This is a genomic window from Burkholderia sp. AU38729, from assembly GCF_020419725.1.
In the GTDB taxonomy this organism is placed as follows: Bacteria; Pseudomonadota; Gammaproteobacteria; order Burkholderiales; family Burkholderiaceae; genus Burkholderia.
This window is the reverse complement of sequence record NZ_JAIZQO010000012.1, coordinates 64268-85159: the sequence shown is the minus strand read 5'-3', so window position 1 is coordinate 85159 and position 20892 is coordinate 64268. Positions and strand designations below refer to the sequence as shown.

General features: G+C 68.3%; 20 protein-coding genes and 1 pseudogene. 13 read left to right on the top strand and 8 right to left on the bottom strand.

Going from position 1 to position 20892, the window contains the following annotated elements; translation table 11 throughout:
* Nucleotides 1-160 precede the first annotated feature (160 nt).
* Nucleotides 161-1135, top strand: coding sequence for a LysR substrate-binding domain-containing protein (locus LGM56_RS28960; protein WP_089428609.1), 975 nt, complete (start codon nucleotides 161-163; stop codon nucleotides 1133-1135).
* A gap of 100 nt (nucleotides 1136-1235) precedes the next feature.
* Here the strand turns inward: LGM56_RS28960 and LGM56_RS28955 are convergent, their stop codons facing one another.
* The 6 genes from LGM56_RS28955 to LGM56_RS28930 form a co-directional block, all read right to left on the bottom strand.
* The gene (locus LGM56_RS28955) at nucleotides 1236-2141 is read right to left on the bottom strand and encodes a LysR family transcriptional regulator (protein ID WP_089431963.1); all 906 of its coding nucleotides are present in this window, start codon (nucleotides 2139-2141) and stop codon (nucleotides 1236-1238) included.
* A gap of 76 nt (nucleotides 2142-2217) precedes the next feature.
* The gene (locus LGM56_RS28950; RefSeq protein ID WP_226207440.1) at nucleotides 2218-3462 is read right to left on the bottom strand and encodes an acyl-CoA dehydrogenase family protein; all 1245 of its coding nucleotides are present in this window, start codon (nucleotides 3460-3462) and stop codon (nucleotides 2218-2220) included.
* Nucleotides 3463-3495: 33 nt separating this feature from the next.
* Nucleotides 3496-4254, bottom strand: coding sequence for an SDR family NAD(P)-dependent oxidoreductase (locus tag LGM56_RS28945; RefSeq protein ID WP_089443622.1), 759 nt, complete (start codon nucleotides 4252-4254; stop codon nucleotides 3496-3498).
* Between the two features lie 7 nt (nucleotides 4255-4261).
* Complete coding sequence (locus LGM56_RS28940) at nucleotides 4262-5026, bottom strand: SDR family oxidoreductase (RefSeq protein WP_226207439.1); 765 nt, start codon at nucleotides 5024-5026, stop codon at nucleotides 4262-4264.
* A gap of 58 nt (nucleotides 5027-5084) precedes the next feature.
* The gene (locus LGM56_RS28935) at nucleotides 5085-6116 is read right to left on the bottom strand and encodes a phosphotransferase (RefSeq protein WP_226207438.1); all 1032 of its coding nucleotides are present in this window, start codon (nucleotides 6114-6116) and stop codon (nucleotides 5085-5087) included.
* Between the two features lie 19 nt (nucleotides 6117-6135).
* Nucleotides 6136-6810: a histidine phosphatase family protein gene (locus tag LGM56_RS28930; protein WP_226207437.1), complete on the bottom strand. Its 675-nt coding sequence runs from the start codon at nucleotides 6808-6810 to the stop codon at nucleotides 6136-6138.
* A 208-nt stretch (nucleotides 6811-7018) separates the two neighbouring features.
* On the opposite strand from LGM56_RS28930, the gene LGM56_RS28925 reads away from it, so the two are divergent.
* The gene (locus tag LGM56_RS28925) at nucleotides 7019-7174 is read left to right on the top strand and encodes a DUF3309 family protein (RefSeq protein ID WP_089428615.1); all 156 of its coding nucleotides are present in this window, start codon (nucleotides 7019-7021) and stop codon (nucleotides 7172-7174) included.
* Between the two features lie 174 nt (nucleotides 7175-7348).
* Here LGM56_RS28925 and LGM56_RS28920 read toward each other — a convergent pair whose 3' ends face one another.
* Entirely contained in the window at nucleotides 7349-8362 is a 1014-nt protein-coding gene (locus tag LGM56_RS28920) for an NAD(P)H-quinone oxidoreductase (protein ID WP_226207541.1), read from the bottom strand.
* Nucleotides 8363-8535: 173 nt separating this feature from the next.
* Here LGM56_RS28920 and LGM56_RS28915 point away from each other — a divergent pair, with 173 nt between their 5' ends.
* From LGM56_RS28915 to LGM56_RS28905, 3 genes are all read left to right on the top strand, one after another.
* Entirely contained in the window at nucleotides 8536-9429 is an 894-nt protein-coding gene (locus tag LGM56_RS28915; protein WP_226207436.1) for a LysR family transcriptional regulator, read from the top strand.
* Nucleotides 9430-9524: 95 nt separating this feature from the next.
* Nucleotides 9525-10262, top strand: a complete 738-nt coding sequence (locus LGM56_RS28910) for a response regulator (RefSeq protein ID WP_089446841.1) — start codon at nucleotides 9525-9527, stop codon at nucleotides 10260-10262.
* 1 nt (nucleotide 10263) lies between these two features.
* Complete coding sequence (locus LGM56_RS28905; protein WP_226207435.1) at nucleotides 10264-11349, top strand: ATP-binding protein; 1086 nt, start codon at nucleotides 10264-10266, stop codon at nucleotides 11347-11349.
* Between the two features lie 39 nt (nucleotides 11350-11388).
* Here LGM56_RS28905 and LGM56_RS28900 read toward each other — a convergent pair whose 3' ends face one another.
* Nucleotides 11389-12075: a hypothetical protein gene (locus tag LGM56_RS28900; protein WP_226207434.1), complete on the bottom strand. Its 687-nt coding sequence runs from the start codon at nucleotides 12073-12075 to the stop codon at nucleotides 11389-11391.
* A gap of 202 nt (nucleotides 12076-12277) precedes the next feature.
* Between LGM56_RS28900 and LGM56_RS28895 the strand changes: the two are divergent.
* From LGM56_RS28895 to xylB, 8 genes and pseudogenes are all read left to right on the top strand, one after another.
* Nucleotides 12278-12652, top strand: a pseudogene (locus tag LGM56_RS28895) (MFS transporter); the annotation flags it as partial.
* A gap of 164 nt (nucleotides 12653-12816) precedes the next feature.
* Nucleotides 12817-14082, top strand: coding sequence for an ABC transporter substrate-binding protein (locus LGM56_RS28890; protein ID WP_264171021.1), 1266 nt, complete (start codon nucleotides 12817-12819; stop codon nucleotides 14080-14082).
* A complete protein-coding gene (locus LGM56_RS28885) occupies nucleotides 14066-15034 on the top strand; it encodes a carbohydrate ABC transporter permease (RefSeq protein WP_226207433.1) in 969 nt (322 codons plus the stop codon). The genes LGM56_RS28890 and LGM56_RS28885 overlap by 17 nt, the downstream gene beginning before the upstream one ends.
* Complete coding sequence (locus tag LGM56_RS28880; RefSeq protein ID WP_226207432.1) at nucleotides 15022-15861, top strand: carbohydrate ABC transporter permease; 840 nt, start codon at nucleotides 15022-15024, stop codon at nucleotides 15859-15861. The genes LGM56_RS28885 and LGM56_RS28880 overlap by 13 nt, the downstream gene beginning before the upstream one ends.
* A gap of 10 nt (nucleotides 15862-15871) precedes the next feature.
* Nucleotides 15872-16906, top strand: a complete 1035-nt coding sequence (locus tag LGM56_RS28875; RefSeq protein WP_226207431.1) for an NAD(P)-dependent alcohol dehydrogenase — start codon at nucleotides 15872-15874, stop codon at nucleotides 16904-16906.
* A 291-nt stretch (nucleotides 16907-17197) separates the two neighbouring features.
* Nucleotides 17198-18391, top strand: a complete 1194-nt coding sequence (locus LGM56_RS28870; protein WP_226207430.1) for an ABC transporter ATP-binding protein — start codon at nucleotides 17198-17200, stop codon at nucleotides 18389-18391.
* A 30-nt stretch (nucleotides 18392-18421) separates the two neighbouring features.
* Complete coding sequence (locus LGM56_RS28865) at nucleotides 18422-19357, top strand: AraC family transcriptional regulator (RefSeq protein WP_206148114.1); 936 nt, start codon at nucleotides 18422-18424, stop codon at nucleotides 19355-19357.
* Nucleotides 19354-20820 carry a xylulokinase gene (gene xylB / locus LGM56_RS28860; RefSeq protein ID WP_226207429.1) on the top strand — a complete coding sequence of 489 codons (1467 nt, stop codon included), beginning with the start codon at nucleotides 19354-19356 and terminating at the stop codon, nucleotides 20818-20820. The genes LGM56_RS28865 and xylB overlap by 4 nt, the downstream gene beginning before the upstream one ends.
* Nucleotides 20821-20892: the final 72 nt, after the last annotated feature.

Below are 20892 nucleotides of genomic sequence, written 5' to 3'. Positions count from 1 at the left end.
GTCGCCCCTTTCGCCCCTTTCGCTGCCGCCCGACGGCTCGGCGACCCGGCCGGCTGCCGTTGCCGGTCCCCTGCTTGCCCCAACCCCTTGCGCATGTCTCTCTCCATTAGGTCGAGTCGCTATTGTGGGCAGGTTGCGCTTTCATGAAAATTGAAGATTCATGAACCAGCCTTCCGAAAACATGAATCCCGACCTGATTTCCGGGCGACGCAATGCGGGCAATTTCCTGCGGCTGCGGCACTTGCGCATGCTTGAGCTGGTCGCGGACGGCGGCTCGCTCGCCGCGGCCGCCCGCACGCTGCACCTGTCCCAGCCGGCGATCACGAAAATGCTGCAGGAGATGGAAGCGGTGTTCGGCACGATGCTCGTGACGCGCGGCGCGCGCGGCGGACGGCTGACCGCCGACGGCGAAGCCGTCCTGCAGCGCCTGCGGATCGCACTCGCGCAATTCGACGTCGCGCTGGCCGGCGACGGCAACGACGAAGGCCGGCCGCTGCTGCGCATCGGCATGCTGCCCGTGGTCAGCGTCGCGCTGTTGCCGCAGATCATGCGGCACCTGACACGGGACGCTCCGGCGCCCCGGCTCACGGTCATGGAATCGAACGTCTCGGGGCTGCTGGACGCGCTGTCCGCCGGGCGGATCGACTGCATCATCAGTCGCCCCGACGCGGAAGCGTTATCGAAGCTCGACGGGCTCGATGTGACGATCCTGCCCGTGTACGAAGAACCGCTGGCGATCGCGTGCCCGCTCGCGCATCCGTTCGCCGATGCGCGACGCATCTCGACTGAGCAGTTGCAACGCGAAGCCTGGATCATCCCGCATGCCGGCACCGACACGCGCCGCGCCTTCGACGCGCTGTTCGTCGATCACGGCCTGATGCCCCCGCGCCCACTCGTCGAATCGATGTCGTTTCACACGAACCTGCAGATGGCCGACGCGCTCGGCGCATTGACCGTCGCGCCCCAGTCGGCCGTGCTGCACTACGCGCGCATGGGCGTGATCCGCAAGGTCGTCGGTTTTCCCGTCATGCCGGTGGGGGAGATCGCGCTGATCCATCTCGCGACGATGGCCGGCCTGCCCGCGCTGCAGCGATTTCGCGACGCGGTCGAAGCGGCCGCGCAAGCGCGTCGTTGATGCGCGGTTATCGCGGGGCGGCTTGCATCCGCGTCGTCGAGAAGGCCACTCGATGTGCAGTCGGCTCACGCCGAAGTTGCCAAGGGCTACCGCACACGCATCACTGCGCGTCGCCGATCCCGCCCATCAGCATCATCAGTTGCTCGCGCAGCCACCGGCTGCCCTGGTCCTGATCGGCGCTGCGATGCCAGTAGCAGAAGTATTCGAGGCCCGGCATCTCGAACGGCAGTTCGAGAATCCGCGCCGGATAGCGCTGCAGCAGGCGCAGCGGCGCCGTCAGCGCGAGATCCCCGCGCATCGCGATCAGCGGCGCGACCATGTAGTGCTGCACGCGCATCTGGATCGTGCGGCGCAGCCCGAGCCGCGTCAGCTCCGCGTCGACGTGCCCGCTGCCCTTGCGGCGGCTCGACACGTGGATGTGCCCCATCGCCAGGTAGTCGTCCATGGTGAGCGTGTCGCCCTTGAACGGGTGATCGTCGCGGATCATGCACGCATAGCGGTCGCGCACGAGCAGCGCCTGGTGCAGGTGCGGATCGCCGATCAGCGGCGCGTCGATCGCGAGGTCGACGGAGCCGTTCGCGAGCGCGGTCGCGACTTCGCGGCGGTCCATCGTGTAGCTGCGCACGTGCATGCCGGGCGCATGCGTCTGCAGCAGTTCGCCGAGCGCGGGCAGCAGCAGCGCCTCGGTCAGGTCGCTCATGCTCATCCGGAACACGCGCGTCGACGACGCCGGATCGAACACGTCGCCTTCGTGCGCGCTCGAATCGAGCAGCTGCATCGCCTCGCGCACGCGGCCGACGATGTTCTCGGCCAGCGGCGTGGGCATCATCCCGGCCGGCGTGCTGACGAACAGCGGATCGTTCAGGGTCTTGCGCAGCCGCGCCAGCGCGTTGCTGACGGCCGGCTGCGTGAGGTTCAGCACCTCGGCCGCGCGCGTCAGGTTGCGCTTGGTGTAGATCGCGTCGAATACGACGAACAGGTTCAGGTCAATCTTCGAAAGGCGCATCGCCGGATCTCCTTGCCGGCATCTTACGGCGTGCGCCTCTCGTTCGTCCACGGCCCTGCGCATCGTGGCGCGATGCTCAGCCGCGCAGCGGCGGCGTCAGGTACGCGGCCGTCGAACCCGGCTCGCCGTCCTTGATTTCCATCCGTGCGATCGCCTGCAGATGCACCTCGTCCGGGCCGTCGGCGAAGCGCAGCGCGCGGCCCCAGGTCCAGTGGTCGGCGAGCGGCGTATCGGGGCTCAACCCCGCCGCGCCGAACACCTGCATCGCGCGGTCGCACACGTCCGTATAGACGGTCGGCACCAGCGCCTTGATCATCGAGATTTCCTTGCGGGCAGCCTTCGCGCCGACCTTGTCGATCATCCACGCGGCCTTCAGCACGAGCAAACGCGCCTGCTCGATCTCGATGCGCGAGCGTGCGATCCATTCGCCGACCGTGCCGTGCTTGTTCAGCGGCTTGCCGAACGCGACGCGCGATTGCGCGCGGTCGACCATCAGCTCCAGCGCAAGCTCGGCCGCGCCGATCGAGCGCATGCAGTGGTGGATGCGGCCCGGCCCGAGGCGGGCCTGTGCGAGCGCGAAGCCGCTGCCTTCCTCGCCGAGCAGGTTGCGCGCCGGCACGCGCACGTTGTCGAACGTGATCTCGCAGTGCCCTTCCGGCGCGTAGTGATTGACCACCGTGATGTTGCGCACGATCGTCACGCCCGGCGTGTCGCGCGGCACGAGGATCATGCTCTGCTGCTGGTGCGACGCGGCCTCGGGATCGGTCTTGCCCATCACGATGAGGATCTTGCAGTTCGGATGCGCGGCGTTCGTGATGAACCACTTGCGGCCGTTGATCACGTACTCGTCGCCCACGCGCTCGATGCGCGTCGTGATGTTCGTCGCATCCGACGACGCCACGTCGGGCTCCGTCATCGCGAACGCCGAGCGGATCTCGCCGCGCAAGAGCGGCTTCAGCCACTGCTCGCGCTGCTCGGGCGTCGCGAACATGTGCAGCAGTTCCATGTTGCCGGTGTCCGGCGCGCTGCAGTTGAACACTTCCGACGCCCAGGCCACCCGCCCCATGATCTCGGCGAGCGGCGCGTATTCGAGGTTCGTCAGGCCCATGCCGGGCTCGTCGTCCTTCAGGTGCGGCAGGAACAGGTTCCACAGCCCTTCCGCCTTCGCGCGCGCCTTCAGTTCCTCCATGAACGACACGGGATACTTGCCCGCATGCACTTCCTCGTTCCACTGGCGAATGCGCGGCACGATGTGTACGTCCATGAACGCGCGCACGCGGCTGCGCAGTTCTTCCACTTTCGGGGTGTAGCCAAAATCCATGATCGACTCCTCGATTCCGTTCGTCCGGTTCGGTCAGAAGGCCGAGACACCGCCGTCGACGGCGACGGCCTGCCCGGTCAGATAAGTGTTTTCCTTCGCGCACAGCGTCAGCATCGTCGCGACGATTTCCTCGGGCCGGCCGAGCCGCTTCATCGGCGAGCCCTGCGCGAGAAAATCCTGGCGATCGCCGAGATCGCTGTCGGTGACCATCGGCGTCGTGCTGTAGAACGGGCATACCGCATTCACGCGGATGCCGTGGCGCGCGTATTCGATGGCCGCCGTCTTCGTGAGCCCGACCACCGCATGCTTGGACGCCGCGTAGGCCGCCAGCTTCGGCGCGCCGCCGAGCCCGGCCATCGACGCGACGTTCAGGATCACGCCGGCGCGCTGCGCGAGCATCTGGCGGATCTGGTGTTTCATCCCGAAGAACACGCCCTTCGCGTTCACCGCGAAGCTCAGGTCGAGATCGGCTTCGTCGGTGTCGATCAGCGCCTTCATCGGCGGTGCGATGCCCGCGTTGTTGATGCCGACGTCGAGCCGGCCGAAACGCTCGGCCGCCGCCTGCACCAACGATGCGACCTCCGCCTCGACGCGCACGTCGCAGCGTTGCGCGATCACGTCGGCGCCGGCCGCGCGCAGCGGCGCGGCCACGCGTTCGAGCGCGTCGGCGTTCAGGTCGCCGAGCGCGACGCGCGCGCCCATCGCGGCCAGTTCGCTCGCGAGCAACGCGCCGAAGCCGCTCGCGGCGCCGGTGATCATCACGGCTTGCCCGGCATAGCTGTCGATCTTCATCGCGCGCTCAGATCGTCAGGCCGCCGTCGACGACGATGCATTCGCCGTTCGTGTAGCTCGCCGCGTCCGACACGAGATACAGCACCGTGCCGGCCATTTCGCGCGGCTCCGCATGGCGGCGCAGCGGAATCTTGCCCATCCAGGTCTCGTAGATCTCCTTGTCGGCGAACAGCGCGCCCGCGAACTTCGTCTTCGTGAGACCCGGCAGCAACGCGTTCACGCGGATGCCGAGCGGCCCGCATTCCTTCGCGAACGCCTTCGTCATGTTGACGACCGCGGCCTTCGTGATCGAGTAGATGCCCTGCCGGTCGCCCGGCTGCAGCGCGTTCACCGACGCCGTGTTGACGATCGCGCCGCCGCCGTGCGTCTTCATCAGCTTGCCGGCCTCGACCGACATGAAGAAGTAGCCGCGGATGTTCACGTCGACCGTCTTCTCGTACGCGGCGAGGTCGGTATCGAGGATGTGCCCGAAATACGGGTTCGCGGCCGCGTTGTTCACGAGGATGTCGAGGCGGCCGTGCTTGCCGCGGATGTGCTCGAACGTCGCGGCGATATCTTCGAGCCGCCCGACGTGGCAGGCCAGCGCCTCGGCGCGGCCGCCTGCCGCGACGATCTCGTCGGCCACGGTCTGGCAGTCGGCGAGCTTGCGGCTCGACACGATCACGTGCGCGCCCTGCTCCGCGAGCAGTTTCGCGATTTCCTCGCCGATGCCGCGGCTCGCGCCCGTCACCAGGGCGATCTTGCCCGTCAGGTCGAATAGATTCGTTGCCATGTTGCTGTGCTCCTCCATTGATGTGGTGTCCTGCCGCTGCCCGGCGAAACCGGCCGCTTCAGCGATGCGCGTCGATCACGCCGACGGCCAGCTCGGCGAGCCGCCCGGTCATCGCGCCGACGCGCAGCGCCTGCTCGCTCGACGCATTGCCCTGCAGCGCGCGCGCCTTCACGCCCTGCGCGATCGACGCGAGCCTGAAGAAACTGAACGCGAGGTAGAAGTGCCAGTCGCGGATCGGCTCGATGCCGCGCAGTTCGCAATAGCGCGCGACGATCGCCACTTCGTCCGGCACGCCGAGTTCGGCGCGATCCTGGCCCGCGAGCCCGCGCACCTGCCCGCCGGACGGCAGCCGCAGGCACATGCAGAGATACGCAAGGTCGGCGAGCGGATTGCCGAGCGTCGACAGCTCCCAGTCGAGCACGGCCTGCACGCGATAGCTGTCGCGCGCGAACATCAGGTTGTCGATCCGGAAGTCGCCATGCACCAGCGTCGGCCGGCCCGTGTCCTCCGGGCACGCCTTCGGCAGCCAGTCGATCAGCGTTTCCATCGCGTCGAGGCGCTCGGTTTCCGCCGCGCGGTACTGCTTCGTCCACACGCCGATCTGGCGCTCGAAGTAATTGCCGGGGCGGCCGTAGTCGGCGAGGCCCACTGCCTCGACATCGACGTCGTGCAACGCGGCCATCGTCTGCAGCAACGCGTCGTAGCAGGCCGCGCGATCGGCCTTCGGCAGCTCCGGCAATGCGGGATCCCAGAAGATCCGGCCGTCCTCGTAGCTCATCACGTAGAACAGGCTGCCGATCACGTCGCGGTCTTCGCAGAGGTGAACCGGACGCGCGACCGGCACCGCGGTGCCCGACAGCGCGGTGAGCACGCGGAATTCGCGGTCGACCGCATGGGCGGACTTCAGCAGTTCGCCCGGCGGCTGGCGGCGCAGCACGTAGCGGCCGCTCTTCGCGTGCAGCAGGAAAGTCGGATTCGACTGGCCGCCGGCAAACTTCTCCGTGTCGACCGGGCCTTCGAAGCCCGGCACGTGCGCTTCCAGATAGCGCGTGAGGCGGGCTACGTCGAGTTGCTGGGTAGGGTTCGTCATCGTCGCGATCGTTCGTGGGTCAGCCGTAGGTTCGCAGCGCGTGTCGTTCGGGATCCTCCAGATGCGGGATGCCGTTGAACGACGCGAGGTGGAACGCATCGGCATTGAAGAAAAACTGCGAAAGACTGCTGTTGCGGATCTGCAGGTTCAGCGCGATCGCGCTCGACGGCGGCGCGGCCAGCACCTGCTGCACGGTGACCGCGATCGGGCCGCCGGAGCTCACCGCCAGCACGCGCTGGCCGCCGCCGTGGCGGATCGCCGCGCGGGCCTCGGCCACGCGCTGCTGGAAGTGCGCCCAGGTCTCGGGGGCCGACTCGCCGAGCTTGTCTTCCGACCAGAGCTGCAGCACCTGCCGGAGCGCGCGGAAATGCTCTTTCATCGAGCCGGCCGCGAGGCGGGCGATGTCGGGGTAGTCGTGCGCGGCGGCCGCGAACAGCCCGTGGAAGTCGTATTCGTTCAGGCCCGGGTGGCGGTCGACCGGCGCGCCTTCGCGGCCCATCCCGCGCAGGATCGCGTCGACCGTCTGCGCGTGGCGGTTCAGCGTGCCGCAGATCACGCGGTCGAATGTGAGCGCTTGCTGCGCGAAGTATTCGCCGAGCCAGACGCCCTGCTGCGCGCCCGACGCGGACAACCGGTCGTAGTCGTCCGTGCCGAAGGACGCCTGCCCGTGCCGTACCAGAAAAAGTTCAGCCATCGCATGCCCGCCAGATCAGAAGGATTCAGCATAGGGGGCGGGGACGCATTTTTAAACTTTATTTTCTGAATCCGGGGGTATTCATTTCGTGAATCCTCCCCACTGCGGGCCTTGCCGCTGCTCGGCACGGGCCGTCGCGGCACGCGCATTGCTCGCCTCGCACTCGGCGGGAGAACCGCAAAGTCCAATCCGTTCCAGGAGGAGTGCGATGCTCGGTACGATCCTTATCATCATTCTGATTCTCCTACTCATCGGTGCATTTCCTGCATGGCCCCACAGCCGAAGTTGGGGCTATTGGCCCTCGAGCACCGTCGGGCTGGTCGTCGTCATCGTCGTGATACTGGTGCTGATGGGCCAGATCTGACGCAGCGGCGCGCCAGCCGGGCGTGCAGAGGCCCGTTTGAAACAATCGCTGCCGGCCATCCCGGAACGTGCGCATCCACGCGCCGGGAGGGCCGGCAGTCGATTCACGGGCATGACGCGCACCGCATGCGATGCGTGTCAGCCCCGACGTCTGCCGGGCTGAAGCGCGGCCCGGTCATGCGGAATGCTTGCCGTCTGCGGCGAAAGCCGGCGTGCGCAGCACGATCTTGCCGATGTGGCGGCCGGAATCCATCAGCGCGTGCGCCGCGCTCGCGTCGCGCAGATCGAAGGTCTGGTAGACCTGCGGCTTCACCGTGCCCTGCCGGATCAGCGGCCACACGGCTTCCTCCAGCTCGCGGATGAGCTGCGCCTTCTCCGCATAGGTACGCGAGCGCAGCGTCGAGCCGATGTGCGTGAGACGCTTGGTGAGCATCGGGAACAGGTCGAGCTCCTTCGCGGGCCCATTGATCACGCCGATCTGGACGATGCGGCCGTTCATCGCGGCCGCCGCGAAATTGCGCGCGACGTAGTCGCCGGCGATGATGTCGACGATCACGTCGACGCCCTTGCCGTCGGTGAAGCGCTTGACCGCATCGACGAAATCCTCGTTGCGGTATTCGATCGCGAGATCCGCGCCGAGCCGCAGGCTCGCGTCACGCTGCGCGTCCGAGCCCACCGTGGTGATGAGGGTCGACGCGCCGAACGCCTTCGCCAGCATCGTCGCGGTCGTGCCGATGCCCGACGCGCCGCCGTGAATCAGCACGCTGTCGCCGGCCGCGAACCCGCCGCGCTGGAACAGGTTCAGCCAGACCGTCATGAAGGTTTCGGGCAGCGCCGCGGCTTCCGTCATGTCGAGGCCGTCGGGAATCGCGAGCGTATTGCTCTCGTTCGCCACCGCGTATTCCGCGTAGCCGCCGCCCGGAAGCAGCGCGCAGACTTCGTCGCCGATCGCGAAGCGCGTGACGTCGCGGCCCACCGCGACGACTTCGCCGGCCACCTCGAGACCGGGAATGTCGGACGCGCCGGGCGGCGGGTCGTACAGCCCCTTGCGCTGGAATACATCGGGGCCGTTCACGCCGGCCGCATGAATGCGGATCAGCACTTCGTCGTGGCCCGGCGACGGCACGGGACGCGTGGTCGGCACGAGCACGTCGGGGCCGCCGGGACGCACGATTTCGATCGCCGTCATGCGGGCGGGCAGGGTTTTCACGTCATCAGTCACGATATGATCCTCAGCGTTCGTCGATGCGCGGCCGATTCGCGGAACCTCCTCGAATCGCGGCATCGCAATGGGTGTGAAGACAGTCTAGGGACGGTGCCGCGCGCGGGCACGCAGTGAATTGCCGAACGAGGAATGCAAAAATGCATCAGTCAGCACCATCGATGAACTGGGACGACGCACGCGTGTTCCTCGCGATTCATCGCGAACGCACGTTGCGCCGCGCGGCGCAAACGCTCGGGGTCGACCAGGCGACGGTCGGGCGCCGGCTCGCGCAACTCGAGCACATGCTCGGCGCCACGCTGTTCCTGCGCTCGTCGAAGGGCTACCTGACCACACCGGTCGGCGCGCTGGCGCTACGCGCCGCCGAGGCGATGGAGCAGCATGCGCACGAGCTCGTCCGGCTGACGCAGGGCGTCGACCGGCGGCTCGCCGGCGAAGTGAAGATCACGACGACCGATGCGCTCGCGATCGAATTCGTGATGCCGTCGATCGCGCGGCTGCATGCGAAGCATCCCGACGTATGCGTGTCGCTGAACACGTCGACGCAAATCCTGAACCTGGCGAAACGGGAGGCCGACATCGCGGTGCGCACCGTGCGGCCCGACAACCCCGATCTCGTCGCGCGCCGCCTCGCCCGCTGGGACATGGGCCTGTTCGCTTCGCACGACTATCTGCACCGGCATGGCGAGCCCGTGCGCGGCAGTGCGTTCGCGGGGCACGACCTGGTCGTCTACCAGCCGTATGTCGACGCGAGCCGCAAGCCGGCGATCGCCGGCGAGCCGATCGACGCAGGCCGCATCGTCGGGCGGATGAATTCGAGCCTGATGATGCGTGCCGCGCTGCGCTCGGGCCTCGGCATCGGCGAAGTGCCGGTACACATGGGCGAACGCGACGGCCTCGCCCGCATCTGGCCCGCGCAGACGCGGGAAGCGCCTTACGAGGTCTGGCTCGTCACGCACCGCGACCTGCGCCACACCGCGCGCATCCGCGCGACGATCGACGAGATCGTGTCCGCGTTCGACGCGCATCGGTAAGCGCGCCGCCGCGCACCCCCGCCCCACCTCTGCTCGACGGCGTTTCCCATGCGGTAGTATGGCGACTCGATGGAAACCCCGATGGACTCACACGAATGGCCCTGCCTGATCTCCCGCCCCCTTCCAGCGCCGGCCAGGACGCCCAGGCGCTCGTCCTCATCGCCGAAGACGAACCCGAGATCGCCGAGATCCTGACCGCCTATCTCGCACGTGGCGGCCTGCGCACCGTGCACGCGGCCGACGGACGCCGCGCACTGGAACTGCACCTGCAGCTCAAGCCCGACCTCGTGCTGCTCGACGTGCAGATGCCGCACGTCGACGGCTGGAAGGTGCTCGCCGAAATCCGTCATCGCGGCGACACGCCCGTGATCATGCTGACCGCGCTCGACCAGGACATCGACAAGCTCACCGGCCTGCGCATCGGCGCCGACGACTACGTGGTGAAGCCGTTCAATCCCGCCGAAGTCGTCGCGCGTGCGCAGGCGGTGCTGCGCCGTTCGATGGCCGGCTCCCGCCAGGAAGAGCAGCGCGTGCTGCGGGTCGCGCCGTTCGAGATCGATCTCGAACGCCACGAAGCCACGCTCGAAGTGGGCAGCGAACGGCACACGCTCGTGCTGACGCTCACCGAGTTCAAGCTGCTCGCGCAGCTCGCGCGCGCGCCGCGGCGTGTGTTCAGCCGCGCCGAGCTGATGGCCACCTGCCTGCCGGAAGGCGACGCGCTGGAACGCACGGTGGACAGCCACGTCAGCAAGCTGCGCAAGAAGCTGGACGACCTCGGCGTGCAAGGCGTGCCGGTCAGCGTGCGCGGCGTCGGCTACAAGCTCTGGAGTTGACGTGAAACTCGACGGCCTGAGCCGGCAGATCGCGCTGACGATGGCCGGGATGGTGTTCGGCGTGACGCTGCTGATGGTGCTCACCGCCACCCTCTTCTACTACGTCGCGTTCAACTACTGGCCCGCGCATTTCAACACGAAGGACTGGCTGCCGACCGCGCCGGAATGGCTGTGGCTGATCGCGACCACGTCGGTCGGCCTCGCACTGTCGGTCGCGGTCGCCGTCAATCTCGCGCGCCGCATCCTCGTGCCGCTCAATTCGGTTACTGACAGTATCCGCCGCGTCGCGCGCGGCGATCTCGACGCGCGAGCGGTCGCAGGCGACCGCTCGCTGCACGAAGCCGCGCTGCTCGCCGACAACTTCAATGCGCTCGCCGACGAGCTGCAACGCGTGACCAACGAGCAGGCGATCTGGAACGCCGCGATCGCGCACGAGCTGCGCACGCCCGTCACGGTGCTGCGCGGGCGCCTGCAGGGGCTCGCCGAGGGCGTGTTCAAGCCCGACGAAGCGCAGTTCCGCAGCCTGCTCACGCAGGTCGAAGGGCTGACGCGGCTGATCGAGGATCTGCGCGTGGTCAGCCTCGCGGATGGAGGCCACTTGAGCATCGAGATCCGCGACGCCGACCTTGCCGCCGACGTGCGCGCCGTGGTCGACGTGTTCGCCCATGCGCTGCAGGCCGCCGGCCAGCATCCGGTGCTCGATCTCGACCCGCGGCGCATGCGCTGCGACCCGGTGCGGATTCGTCAGGCGCTGCTCGCGCTGCTGGAAAACGCGCGCCGCCACGCGGTGCCCGGCACGATCCGGATCCAGACGCGCATCGAGGCAGGGATGTGCCGGCTGCGCGTCGAGGACGACGGCCCCGGCATCCCGGCCGATTTCGCGCCGCACGTGTTCAAGGCGTTTCGGCGCGTCGACGAGTCGCAGCCCGGCGGCAGCGGCCTCGGGCTCGCCGTCGTCGCGGCGATCGCCCATGCGCATCACGGCGAAGCCGTCTGCGTGCCGACCGGCGCGGGCGGCACGCGGTTCGAAGTGCAGTGGCCCGACAACCTCGTGCCGGCGCCGGAAAACGCGCGCTTTCCGGCTTGAGACGCCGCCTTTACTGCACCTTTATGTCCGCTTCAACCGTCACGCGCCCGGTTCGCGCCCGACCTGTTCGAGTGGCGGGCTGAACCCGAGCACCGTGTACTCCCGCACGGACACGGTTCCGTTCCCCGCCGCGCCCTGCACGACGACCGCGCGCACCGCACCGGCCCGGTCGAATTTCAGGCGGGTGCCGAGGGTCGCGTTGCGCAGCGCCTCCAGTTCCTCGATCCGCGCGATCGCCAGCTTGCGCACCGCGCCGGACACGTACACCGGCAGGAACACCAGCGCGATGAAGATCGACACCGCGTCCTTCCAGGCGGTGTCCAGCACCGGCTGACCCGACAGCACGAGCGACAGCGAGGTCGCCGCGACGAAGATCGCGAGCACGGTCGCGCCCACGCCAAGCGACGAGAACCGTTCGGCCGCCTTCTTCATGCGCGCCTTCACGAGCGCGCGCGTGGTCGCGGCGGGCACCAGCCATTCGCGCCGCGCGCCGTGGTATCCGGCGAAGCCGAGGAACAGCGTCGCGACGGCGCTGATGCCGATGGCGGTGTACAGCGCGTCGAACAGCACGCAGACGAATTCGAGCACGAACACGATCACCGGCGGCCACAGCAGCAGACGGAACGAATAGCCGTCGCGGCCATGCCCGCGGATCCACCATTTCACCGGCGGCAAGTCCCAGAAGCGGCTCTCGCGGCGGAGTGAAAGTTCTTCGTCGTCGGTCAATTCTTCACCTGTGGTGCTCCGTTGCGTCGGGTACGGCTGCTGCGGATGATGCGGCTGATGCCGCTGAAACGGAAATGAATACCTGGGGTTATCGATTGATCCCAAAGATTCATTAGACAGTGTCTCCGCCGCCGCGCGATGCTGGCCCGACCAGTGAACGCGGCGTCATTGTCACGCCGCGCACGAGAATGGAGTGAGACACATGCCCAACGACCCCCGTCAACGGCGCCACACGCTGTGGCTGCTGTGCGCGCTTTCGTTCATCCTCTACGTCGACCGCGTCAATCTCGCGACCGCGGCCGGCGCGATCAAGGCCGAACTCGGCCTGTCGAATACCGAACTTGGCGTCGCATTCTCCGCGTTCGCGTATTCGTATGCAATCTGCCAGATCGGCGGCGGCTGGATCGCCGACCGGTTCGGCGCCCGCATCACGCTGATCGGCTGCGGGCTGATCTGGGTCGTCTCCACCTTCACCACCGGGCTCGTGCACAGCCTCGGGCTGCTGTTCGCCGCGCGGCTGCTGCTCGGCATCGGCGAAGGCGCGACGCTGCCTGCGCCGCGCCGCCAGCCGGCCCACCCCCCACCACCACATTTTGTGCATCGCACGACCAACCTTGAGCAAAAAGTATCGGTTGGCGTTTTCTTTTGATGTGGTGCCCGCATCGCCCCCGTCACACCATTGTTCCTGCCGTCATCGACGGCATTCGAACAAGCAGAATCAAGGAGACACGGGTGAACAAGATGCGAATCGTCGCAGCCGGCTTGCTGCTCGGCGCCTGTCTGCCGGGCGTCGCGGCCGCGCAGGTCTGCAAGGTGCCGACCCTTCGGGTGCTCGCGCAGAAGAGCCTCGGCCTGTCGGTGATGGAGAAATCGCTGGCCGACTACGAGAAGAAGAGCGGCACCAAGGTCGAGATCAGCTATTTCGGCGAAAACGACCGCCGCGCGAAATCGCGGCTCGACGCGTCGACCGGCGCGGGCTCGTATCAGATCTACTACGTCGACGAGGCGAACGTCGCCGAATTCGCATCGGCCAACTGGATCGTGCCGCTCCTCAAGTACTACCCGAAGGAATACGACTACGACGACTTCCTGCCCGGCCGCCGCGCGGTCGCGAGCTACAACGGCGTCGCGTACTTCGCGCCGCTGATCGGCGGCGGCGACTTCCTGTTCTACCGCCGCGACCTGCTCGACGCCGCACACATCCCGGTGCCGAAGACGCTCGACCAGCTCGTCGCCGCGATCAAGAAGCTCAACGCGCCGCCGAAGCTGTACGGCTGGGTCGCGCGCGGCCAGCGCGGCTCGGGGATGAACGTGTGGCGCTGGTCGCCGTTCATGCTCGGGATGGGCGGCGCCTGGACCGACAAGGGCGGCCAGCCCGCGTTCAATTCGCCGGCCGCCGTGAAGGCCACGCAGCTCTACGGCGACCTGTTCAAGTACGCGCCGCCGGGCGCGGCAACCTACGACTGGAGCAACGCGCTCGAAGCGTTCCGCTCGGGCAAGGTCGCGTTCATGATCGAATCGACGCCGTTCGCGGACTGGATGGAGGATGCGAGCAAGTCGAGCGTGGCCGGCAAGGTCGGCTACACGCGCCCGCCCGCCCCTCTGCCGTCGGCCGCCTACGGCCACGGCTTCGCGATCTCGGCGGTCGGCGCGAAGGACGACTGCACGCGGATGGCCGCCGGCCGCTTCATCGCGTGGGCGACCAGCAAGGACCAGGAGCAGGCGCGGCTGCGCAACGGCGTGTTCAGCGACTACAACCGGTCGAGCACGATCGCCAGCCCGTACTTCAAGCAACACGTCGCGCCGCAGATCCAGGCCGGGCTGAACGACACCAACCCGGTCACGCAGGTGACGATCTGGCGCACGCCGCAGTGGCCGGATATCGGCGACAACCTCGGCATCGCGCTCGAGCAGGTGTTCACCGGCACGCAGACGGACGTGCGCGGCACGCTCGACGACGCGGACCAGTACGCGAAGGACGCGCTCGAACATGGCGCTCGCAAATGACGGCGCCGACGGACGCGCGCTCGGCGTCCGTCCGGCCCCTGCCCCGCCTTCCGCACCGTCCGCCCGGCGCGGCCGCGCACGTCGCGACCGCACCAGCCTGCCGTGGGTGTTCCTCGCACCGACGCTCGCGCTGCTCGCCGTCCTGAGCCTCGTCCCGACCGTCGCCGCGATCAACCTCGCGCTGCGCAACCGCGTGCTGCGCTATCCGGACAGCGAATACGTCGGCCTGCGCAACTTCATCCGGCTCGCGTCCGACCGGCGCTTCCTGAACGCGATCGAGGTGTCGGTGCTGTGGGAAGTCGTCACGGTGGCCGGTGCGGTGCTGGTCGGGGTCGCGCTGGCCGTGTTCCTGTTCGAGCGCGTGCACGGCCGCTGGCGCCGCCTCGCGTCGCTGGTGCTGATCATGCCGGTGCTGCTGCCGCGCGTATCGGCCGCGTTCATCTGGAAGTTCATGTACGCGCCGCTCACCGGCATCCTGAGCTGGCTGCTCGGCATGCTCGGGATCGAGAACACCGCGTTCCTCGCCGATCCGCATCTCGCGCTGTACGCGGTCGCGCTGGTCGACGTGTGGCAATGGGGGCTGTTCTTCGCGGTCGTGATCCTGAAGCTGCTGGAGACGCTGCCGCCCGAGCCGCTCGAAGCCGCGCGGCTCGACTACGCGACGACGTGGCAGGTGCATGCGTACATCACGTTGCCGATGCTTAAGGCGCCGCTCGTGAGCCTCGTGTTCATCAAGATGGTCGAATCGCTGCGCTCGTTCGACCTGATCTACGTGATGACCAAGGGCGGCCCCGGCATCGCGACCGAAACGCTCGACCTGTACGCGTACCAGCAGGGCATCGGCCTCGCCGGCAAGGTGTCCTATGCGTCGGGCATGGCCGTGCTGATGATGGTCGCGACCACGCTCGTCTTCACGCTCATCTGGAAGAGGGTCAACAAATGGGACGACTGATGGCCCGCCGCGGCACCGCCTCGACCGTTTCGACCGCAACGACTGTCGCGATCGCCGGCGCGATCCTGCTCGTCGCCGCGTTCCCGCTGTTCTGGGCCGTGCTCAATTCGCTCAAGCACCTGCTCGACATCGTCACGCCCGTGCCGCGCTTCATCTTCACGCCGACGCTCGCGAACTACGAGCAGGTGCTGTCGAGCCCCGAGGTGCTGATCGGGCTCGGCAACAGCATCGCGATCGTCGGCGCGGCCGTGCTGATCGGCGCGGTGCTCGGCGTGCCGGCCGCGTATGCGATCGCGCGCTACCCGATACGCGGCAAGCGCGACATCCAGTTCTTCCTGCTGTCGCTGCGCTTCCTGCCGCCCGTCGCGGTCGCGTTGCCGCTGATCGCGATCTGGGTCGATCTCGGGCTGTACGACACGAAGCTGTCGATGATCGTCACGTACCTGCTCGTCACGCTGTCGACCATCACGTGGCTGTCGATCCCCGTGTTCCGCCGGCTGCCGCGCGAGATCGAGGAAGCCGCCGCGCTCGACGGCTACGGCCCGTACGCGGTGTTCTGGCATATCGCGCTGCCGGTATGTGCGAGCACGCTGCTCGGCGGCATCGTGTTCAGCTTCGTGCTGGTGTGGAACGAACTGATGATCGCGCTCGCGCTGACGTCGTCGCGCAGCGCGACGCTGCCGGTGGTCGCGTCCGCGTTCACGTCGCTCGGCCAGGAAGTGCCATGGGGCGTGATCAACGCGTCGACGGTGCTGCTCGCGCTGCCGCCGCTCGTGTTCGTCGGCATGCTGAGCCGCCTGCTCAATTCGATGGTCAAGGGAAAATAAGGAGGATGTGTTGAAAGCACTCGTACTCGAACGCACGCGCGAACTCGCGCTGCGCGACATCGACCTGCCGCAGGCGGTCGGCCCTGGCGACGTCCGGATCAAGGTGCATACGGTCGGCGTGTGCGGCAGCGACGTGCATTACTACGTGCACGGCGGGATCGGCCCGTTTCGCGTCGACGCGCCGATGGTGCTCGGCCACGAGGCGTCCGGCACCGTCGTCGAGACCGGCGCCGGCGTCACGCATCTGCGCGTCGGCGACCGCGTATGCATGGAGCCCGGCGTGCCGCGCCTCGATTCGCCCGCGACGCTGCGCGGGCTCTACAACCTCGATCCCGACGTGCGCTTCTGGGCGACGCCGCCCATCCACGGCTGCCTGACGCCGTACGTCGTGCATCCGGCCGCGTTCACGTACCGGCTGCCCGACACCGTGTCGTTCGCCGAAGGCGCGATCGTCGAGCCGCTGTCGATCGGCCTGCAGGCCGCGAAGAAGGCGGCGATGAAGCCGGGCGACCTCGCGGTCGTGATCGGCGCCGGCACGATCGGCGCGATGACGGCGCTCGCCGCGCTCGCCGGCGGCGCCGCGCGCGTGATCCTCGCCGACGTCGTGCCCGACAAGCTCGCGCTGTTCGCCGACAACCGTGCCGTCACGACCGTCGACGTGCGCACACAGTCGCTCGCCGACGTGGTGGCCCAGGCAACGGACGGCTGGGGCGCGGACGTCGTGTTCGAGGCCAGCGGCAGCGCGAACGCGTATGCGGGCCTCGTCGACCTGATGTGCCCGGGAGGCTGCGCGGTGCTGATCGGGATGCCGGTCGCCCCGGTGCCGCTCGACGTGGTCGCGCTGCAGGCGAAGGAAGGCCGCATCGAATCGGTGTTCCGCTACGCGAACATCTTTCCGCGCGCGCTCGCGCTGATCGCGTCCGGTGCGATCGACGTGAAGCCGTTCATCTCGCGCACGTTCCCGTTTTCCGAAGGCGTGCGCGCGTTCGAGGAAGCGGCGAGCGGCCACCCGCGCGACGTCAAGATTCAGATCGAAATGGATTAGGGCGTGTTCACGCTAATAACGGGCTTGCGAACGTGCCTTTCCGCCCGCAGTGCAAGGAGTAAGGAGCGCCGTTTGGCCGTGCCAAACAAGCGACGCACGACGCCGCAATGTGGGCGGAAAGGCACGTTCCCCTGTTTGAAAAATGCATTCGTGGGGCTGGCCACCAGAAGGGCCGAGCGCCGCGTCATGCTCCTCGCGAATACGTCGAGTATTCGCTTCGTCGCAATCCTCGCGCTCGGCCCTTCTGGTGGCCAGCGCAAGCCCGTTATTAGCGTGGACACGCCCTAAACCATGGCCCAGATCACCTGCAAAGGTTTGTCGAAGCACTACGACGGCGGCCCCGCCGTGCTGCACCCGCTCGACCTCGAGATCGCCGACGGCGAATTCATCGTGCTGCTCGGCCCGTCCGGCTGCGGCAAGTCGACGATGCTGCGGATGATCGCGGGCCTCGAGGCGATCACCGGCGGCGAGCTCGTGATCGGCGACGCGGTCGTCAACGACCTGCCGTCGCGCGAGCGCAATGTCGCGATGGTGTTCCAGAACTACGCGCTGTACCCGCACATGACGGTGTACGACAACATCGCGTTCGGCCTGCGGCGCCTGAAGGTGCCGGCCGACGAGATCGACCGCCGCGTGCGCGACGTCGCGCGCATCCTGAGCCTCGACGCGCTGCTCGACCGCCGCCCGCGTGCGATGTCGGGCGGCCAGCAGCAACGCGCGGCGATCGCGCGCGCGATGATCAAGACGCCCGCCGTGTTCCTGTTCGACGAGCCGTTGTCGAACCTCGACGCGAAGCTGCGCACGCAGTTGCGCGGCGACATCAAGCGGCTGCATCGTCGGCTGAAGACGACCACGCTGTACGTCACGCACGACCAACTGGAGGCGATGACGCTCGCCGATCGCGTCGTGCTGATGCGCGGCGGCCACATCGAGCAGATCGGCACGCCGGCCGAGCTGTACGGGCAGCCGCACACGGTGTTCGCCGCCGGCTTCGTCGGCACGCCGGCGATGAACTTCGCGGCGGGCACGATCGAGCGCCTCGGCGCGAACGTGCTGCTCGACTGCAACGGCGCGCGCTGGCCGCTCGCGTCGCCACGCTTCGCCCCGCTGCACGACGGCCAGCAGGTGAAGGCCGCGATCCGGCCGAACCACCTGCGGCTCGTCACCGAAGCGGATCCGACCCCGGGCACGCTCGCGCTGACCGGCACGGTCGAACTCGTCGAGCTGCTCGGCGCCGAGGCGCTCGTCACGCTGGACTGGCACGGCCAGCCGTGCGCGGCCCTCGTGCCGGCCCCGATGGCCCCGGCGCCGGGGGCCGTGGTAGCGTTCCGCTTCGACGAAGAAGCCCTGCATCTGTTCGACGCCGGCACCGAGCGCAACGTCACGCTGCCGGACGCGAACCCGACCGCGCACGCGGCGCCGCCGGCAGCCGCGACGCGCACCACGCCGCCCGCCGCGACGGGCTGGTCGATGTCCCGCTCGTAGCACGCCGGCACGCCCCCGACGGAGCACACGATGAACCCGGATCTCGAGATCGTTCCCACCCACCGCGACGAATCGTTCCGCGCGTGGGTCCACGACTATCCGCACTCGGTCGCGAAGTGGCACTTTCATCCCGAGTACGAGATTCATCTGATCCAGTCGTCGCACGGCAAGATGTTCGTCGGCGATCACATCGGCGATTTCGGCCCGGGCAACCTGATCGTCACCGGGCCGAACCTGCCGCACAACTGGGTCAGCGAACTCCCCGACGGCGAACGCGTGCCGTCGCGCGACGTCGTGCTGCAGTTCTCGCGCGATGCGATCGAGAAGATGGTCGGCGCGTTCAGCGAGCTGCAGCCGGTGATCGACCTGATCGACGATGCGGCGCGCGGCGTGCAGTTTCCCGACCGCGTCGGCCGCGACGTCGCGCCGCTGATGCTCGAACTCGCGAACGCGCACGGCTGCCGGCGCGTCGAGATCCTGATGTCGCTGTTCGACCGGCTGTCGTCGTGCCGCGAGCGGCGTGTGCTCGCCGGCCCCGGCTACCGCAGCGACGCGCAGCACTACATGTCGTCGACCATCAACCAGGTGCTGTCGTACCTGCAGCAGAACCTGCCCGGCATGCTGCGCGAGACCGACGTCGCCGCGTTCGCCGGGATGAGCGTCAGCACCTTCACGCGGTTTTTCCGCCGCCATACCGGCTCGTCGTTCGTGCGCTACCTGAACCGGCTGCGCATCAACGAGGCCTGCGAGCTGCTGATGTTTTCCGACCTGACGGTGACCGACATCTGCTACCGGGTTGGCTTCAACAACCTGTCGAATTTCAACCGCCAGTTTCTCGCGATGAAGCAGGTGCCGCCGTCGAGGTTCCGCGCGCTGCACCGGCTCAACGAACCGCACGGCCGCGACGACGCGCCGCCCCCGCGACGCACGCCGCCGCGCGCCCCAGACAGGATGCTTCACACGTGACATTTCTCGGCATCGATCTCGGCACGTCCGAGGTCAAGGTACTCCTCACCGATTCCCGTTCGGCCCCGCTCGCGACCGGCTCGGCCGCGCTGTCGATCAGCCGCCCGCATCCGCACTGGTCGGAACAGCGCCCGCAGGCGTGGTGGCACGCGATGCTCGACGCGATCGCGGCGGTACGCGCCGCACACCCGGCCGGCTTCGCCGCGCTGCGCGGCATCGCGCTCTCGGGGCAGATGCACGGCGCGACGCTGATCGATCGCGCGGACCAGGTGCTGCGCCCCGCGATCCTGTGGAACGACACGCGCGCCGGCACCGAGTGCGTCGAGCTCGAGGCGCTGGTGCCGGAATCGCGCGCGATCACCGGCAACATGGCGATGCCCGGCTTCACCGCGCCGAAGCTGCTGTGGCTCGCGAAATACGAGCCCGCCGTGTTCCGCGCGGTGCACAAGGTGCTGCTGCCGAAGGACTACCTGATCTGGCGCCTGTCCGGCGAATTCGTGTCCGAGATGTCCGACGCGTCGGGCACGCTGTGGCTCGACTGCGCGCGCCGCGACTGGTCCGACCGGATGCTCGCCGCGACCGAGCTGACGCGCGCGCAGATGCCGCGCCTCGTCGAGGGCAACGCACCGGCCGCACAGCTGCGCGACGCGCTTCGGCGCGAATGGGGCATCGCGGGGCCCGTGACGATCGCCGGCGGCGCCGGCGACAACGCGGCCTCCGCGATCGGCATGGGCGTCACGGGCGCCGGCAGCGGCTTCCTGTCGCTCGGCACGTCGGGCGTGCTATTCGCCGGTAATGACCGTTTCGCGCCGAACCCGGATGCGGCCGTGCACGCGTTCTGCCACTGCGTCGAAGGGCGCTGGCACCAGATGAGCGTGATCCTGTCGGCCGCCGCGAGCCTCGACTGGCTCGCGCGCGCGCACGGCACGACCGCCGGCGTGCTGGCCGCGCGCGCCGAACGCGCGGAGCCGGCCCGTGCGCCGCTGTTCCTGCCGTATCTCGGTGGCGAACGCACGCCGCACAACGACGCGCATGCGCGTGGCGTGTTCTTCGGGCTGTCCAACGAACACACCGCGGACGATCTCGCGTACGCGGTGATGGAAGGCGTCGCGTTCGCGATGGCCGACGGCTACGACGCGCTGCGTGCGGCCGGCACGACGCTCGACGCGGTGTCGTTCATCGGCGGCGGTTCGAAGAGCGCGTTCTGGGCGCGGCTGTGCGCGAATGCGACCGGGCTCGCGATGCAGCGCCATGCGGACGGCGCGGTCGGTGCGGCACTCGGCGCGGCGCGGCTGGCACGCCTGGCCGCGACGGACGACACGCTCGCGGAAGTCTGCGTCGCACCGCCCGTCTCGGAGACGGTCGCGCCCGATGCCGCCATGGTCGATCTGCTGGCGGGGCGGTTGGCGCGGTATCGGCGGCTGTATCACGCGCTGCGCGACGAATTCGCGGCGGCCGACTGACTGACGCGCGGCGCGGCCGGCGTCTTCGTCGATTCACGTCAACACGCGAACGCGCTTGACCCGGCCCTTGGG

Coding starts and splice junctions, on each gene's coding strand:
- LGM56_RS28945 (WP_089443622.1), bottom strand. CDS start 4,254: ATGAAGATCGACAGCTATGCCGGGCAAGCCGTGATGATCACCGGCGCC.
- LGM56_RS28865 (WP_206148114.1), top strand. CDS start 18,422: ATGAACCCGGATCTCGAGATCGTTCCCACCCACCGCGACGAATCGTTC.
- LGM56_RS28885 (WP_226207433.1), top strand. CDS start 14,066: ATGGCGCTCGCAAATGACGGCGCCGACGGACGCGCGCTCGGCGTCCGT.
- LGM56_RS28960 (WP_089428609.1), top strand. CDS start 161: ATGAACCAGCCTTCCGAAAACATGAATCCCGACCTGATTTCCGGGCGA.
- LGM56_RS28935 (WP_226207438.1), bottom strand. CDS start 6,116: ATGACGAACCCTACCCAGCAACTCGACGTAGCCCGCCTCACGCGCTAT.
- LGM56_RS28880 (WP_226207432.1), top strand. CDS start 15,022: ATGGGACGACTGATGGCCCGCCGCGGCACCGCCTCGACCGTTTCGACC.
- LGM56_RS28930 (WP_226207437.1), bottom strand. CDS start 6,810: ATGGCTGAACTTTTTCTGGTACGGCACGGGCAGGCGTCCTTCGGCACG.
- LGM56_RS28915 (WP_226207436.1), top strand. CDS start 8,536: ATGCATCAGTCAGCACCATCGATGAACTGGGACGACGCACGCGTGTTC.
- LGM56_RS28940 (WP_226207439.1), bottom strand. CDS start 5,026: ATGGCAACGAATCTATTCGACCTGACGGGCAAGATCGCCCTGGTGACG.
- LGM56_RS28870 (WP_226207430.1), top strand. CDS start 17,198: ATGGCCCAGATCACCTGCAAAGGTTTGTCGAAGCACTACGACGGCGGC.
- LGM56_RS28890 (WP_264171021.1), top strand. CDS start 12,817: ATGCGAATCGTCGCAGCCGGCTTGCTGCTCGGCGCCTGTCTGCCGGGC.
- LGM56_RS28920 (WP_226207541.1), bottom strand. CDS start 8,362: ATGACGGCGATCGAAATCGTGCGTCCCGGCGGCCCCGACGTGCTCGTG.
- LGM56_RS28910 (WP_089446841.1), top strand. CDS start 9,525: ATGGCCCTGCCTGATCTCCCGCCCCCTTCCAGCGCCGGCCAGGACGCC.
- LGM56_RS28925 (WP_089428615.1), top strand. CDS start 7,019: ATGCTCGGTACGATCCTTATCATCATTCTGATTCTCCTACTCATCGGT.
- LGM56_RS28950 (WP_226207440.1), bottom strand. CDS start 3,462: ATGGATTTTGGCTACACCCCGAAAGTGGAAGAACTGCGCAGCCGCGTG.
- LGM56_RS28955 (WP_089431963.1), bottom strand. CDS start 2,141: ATGCGCCTTTCGAAGATTGACCTGAACCTGTTCGTCGTATTCGACGCG.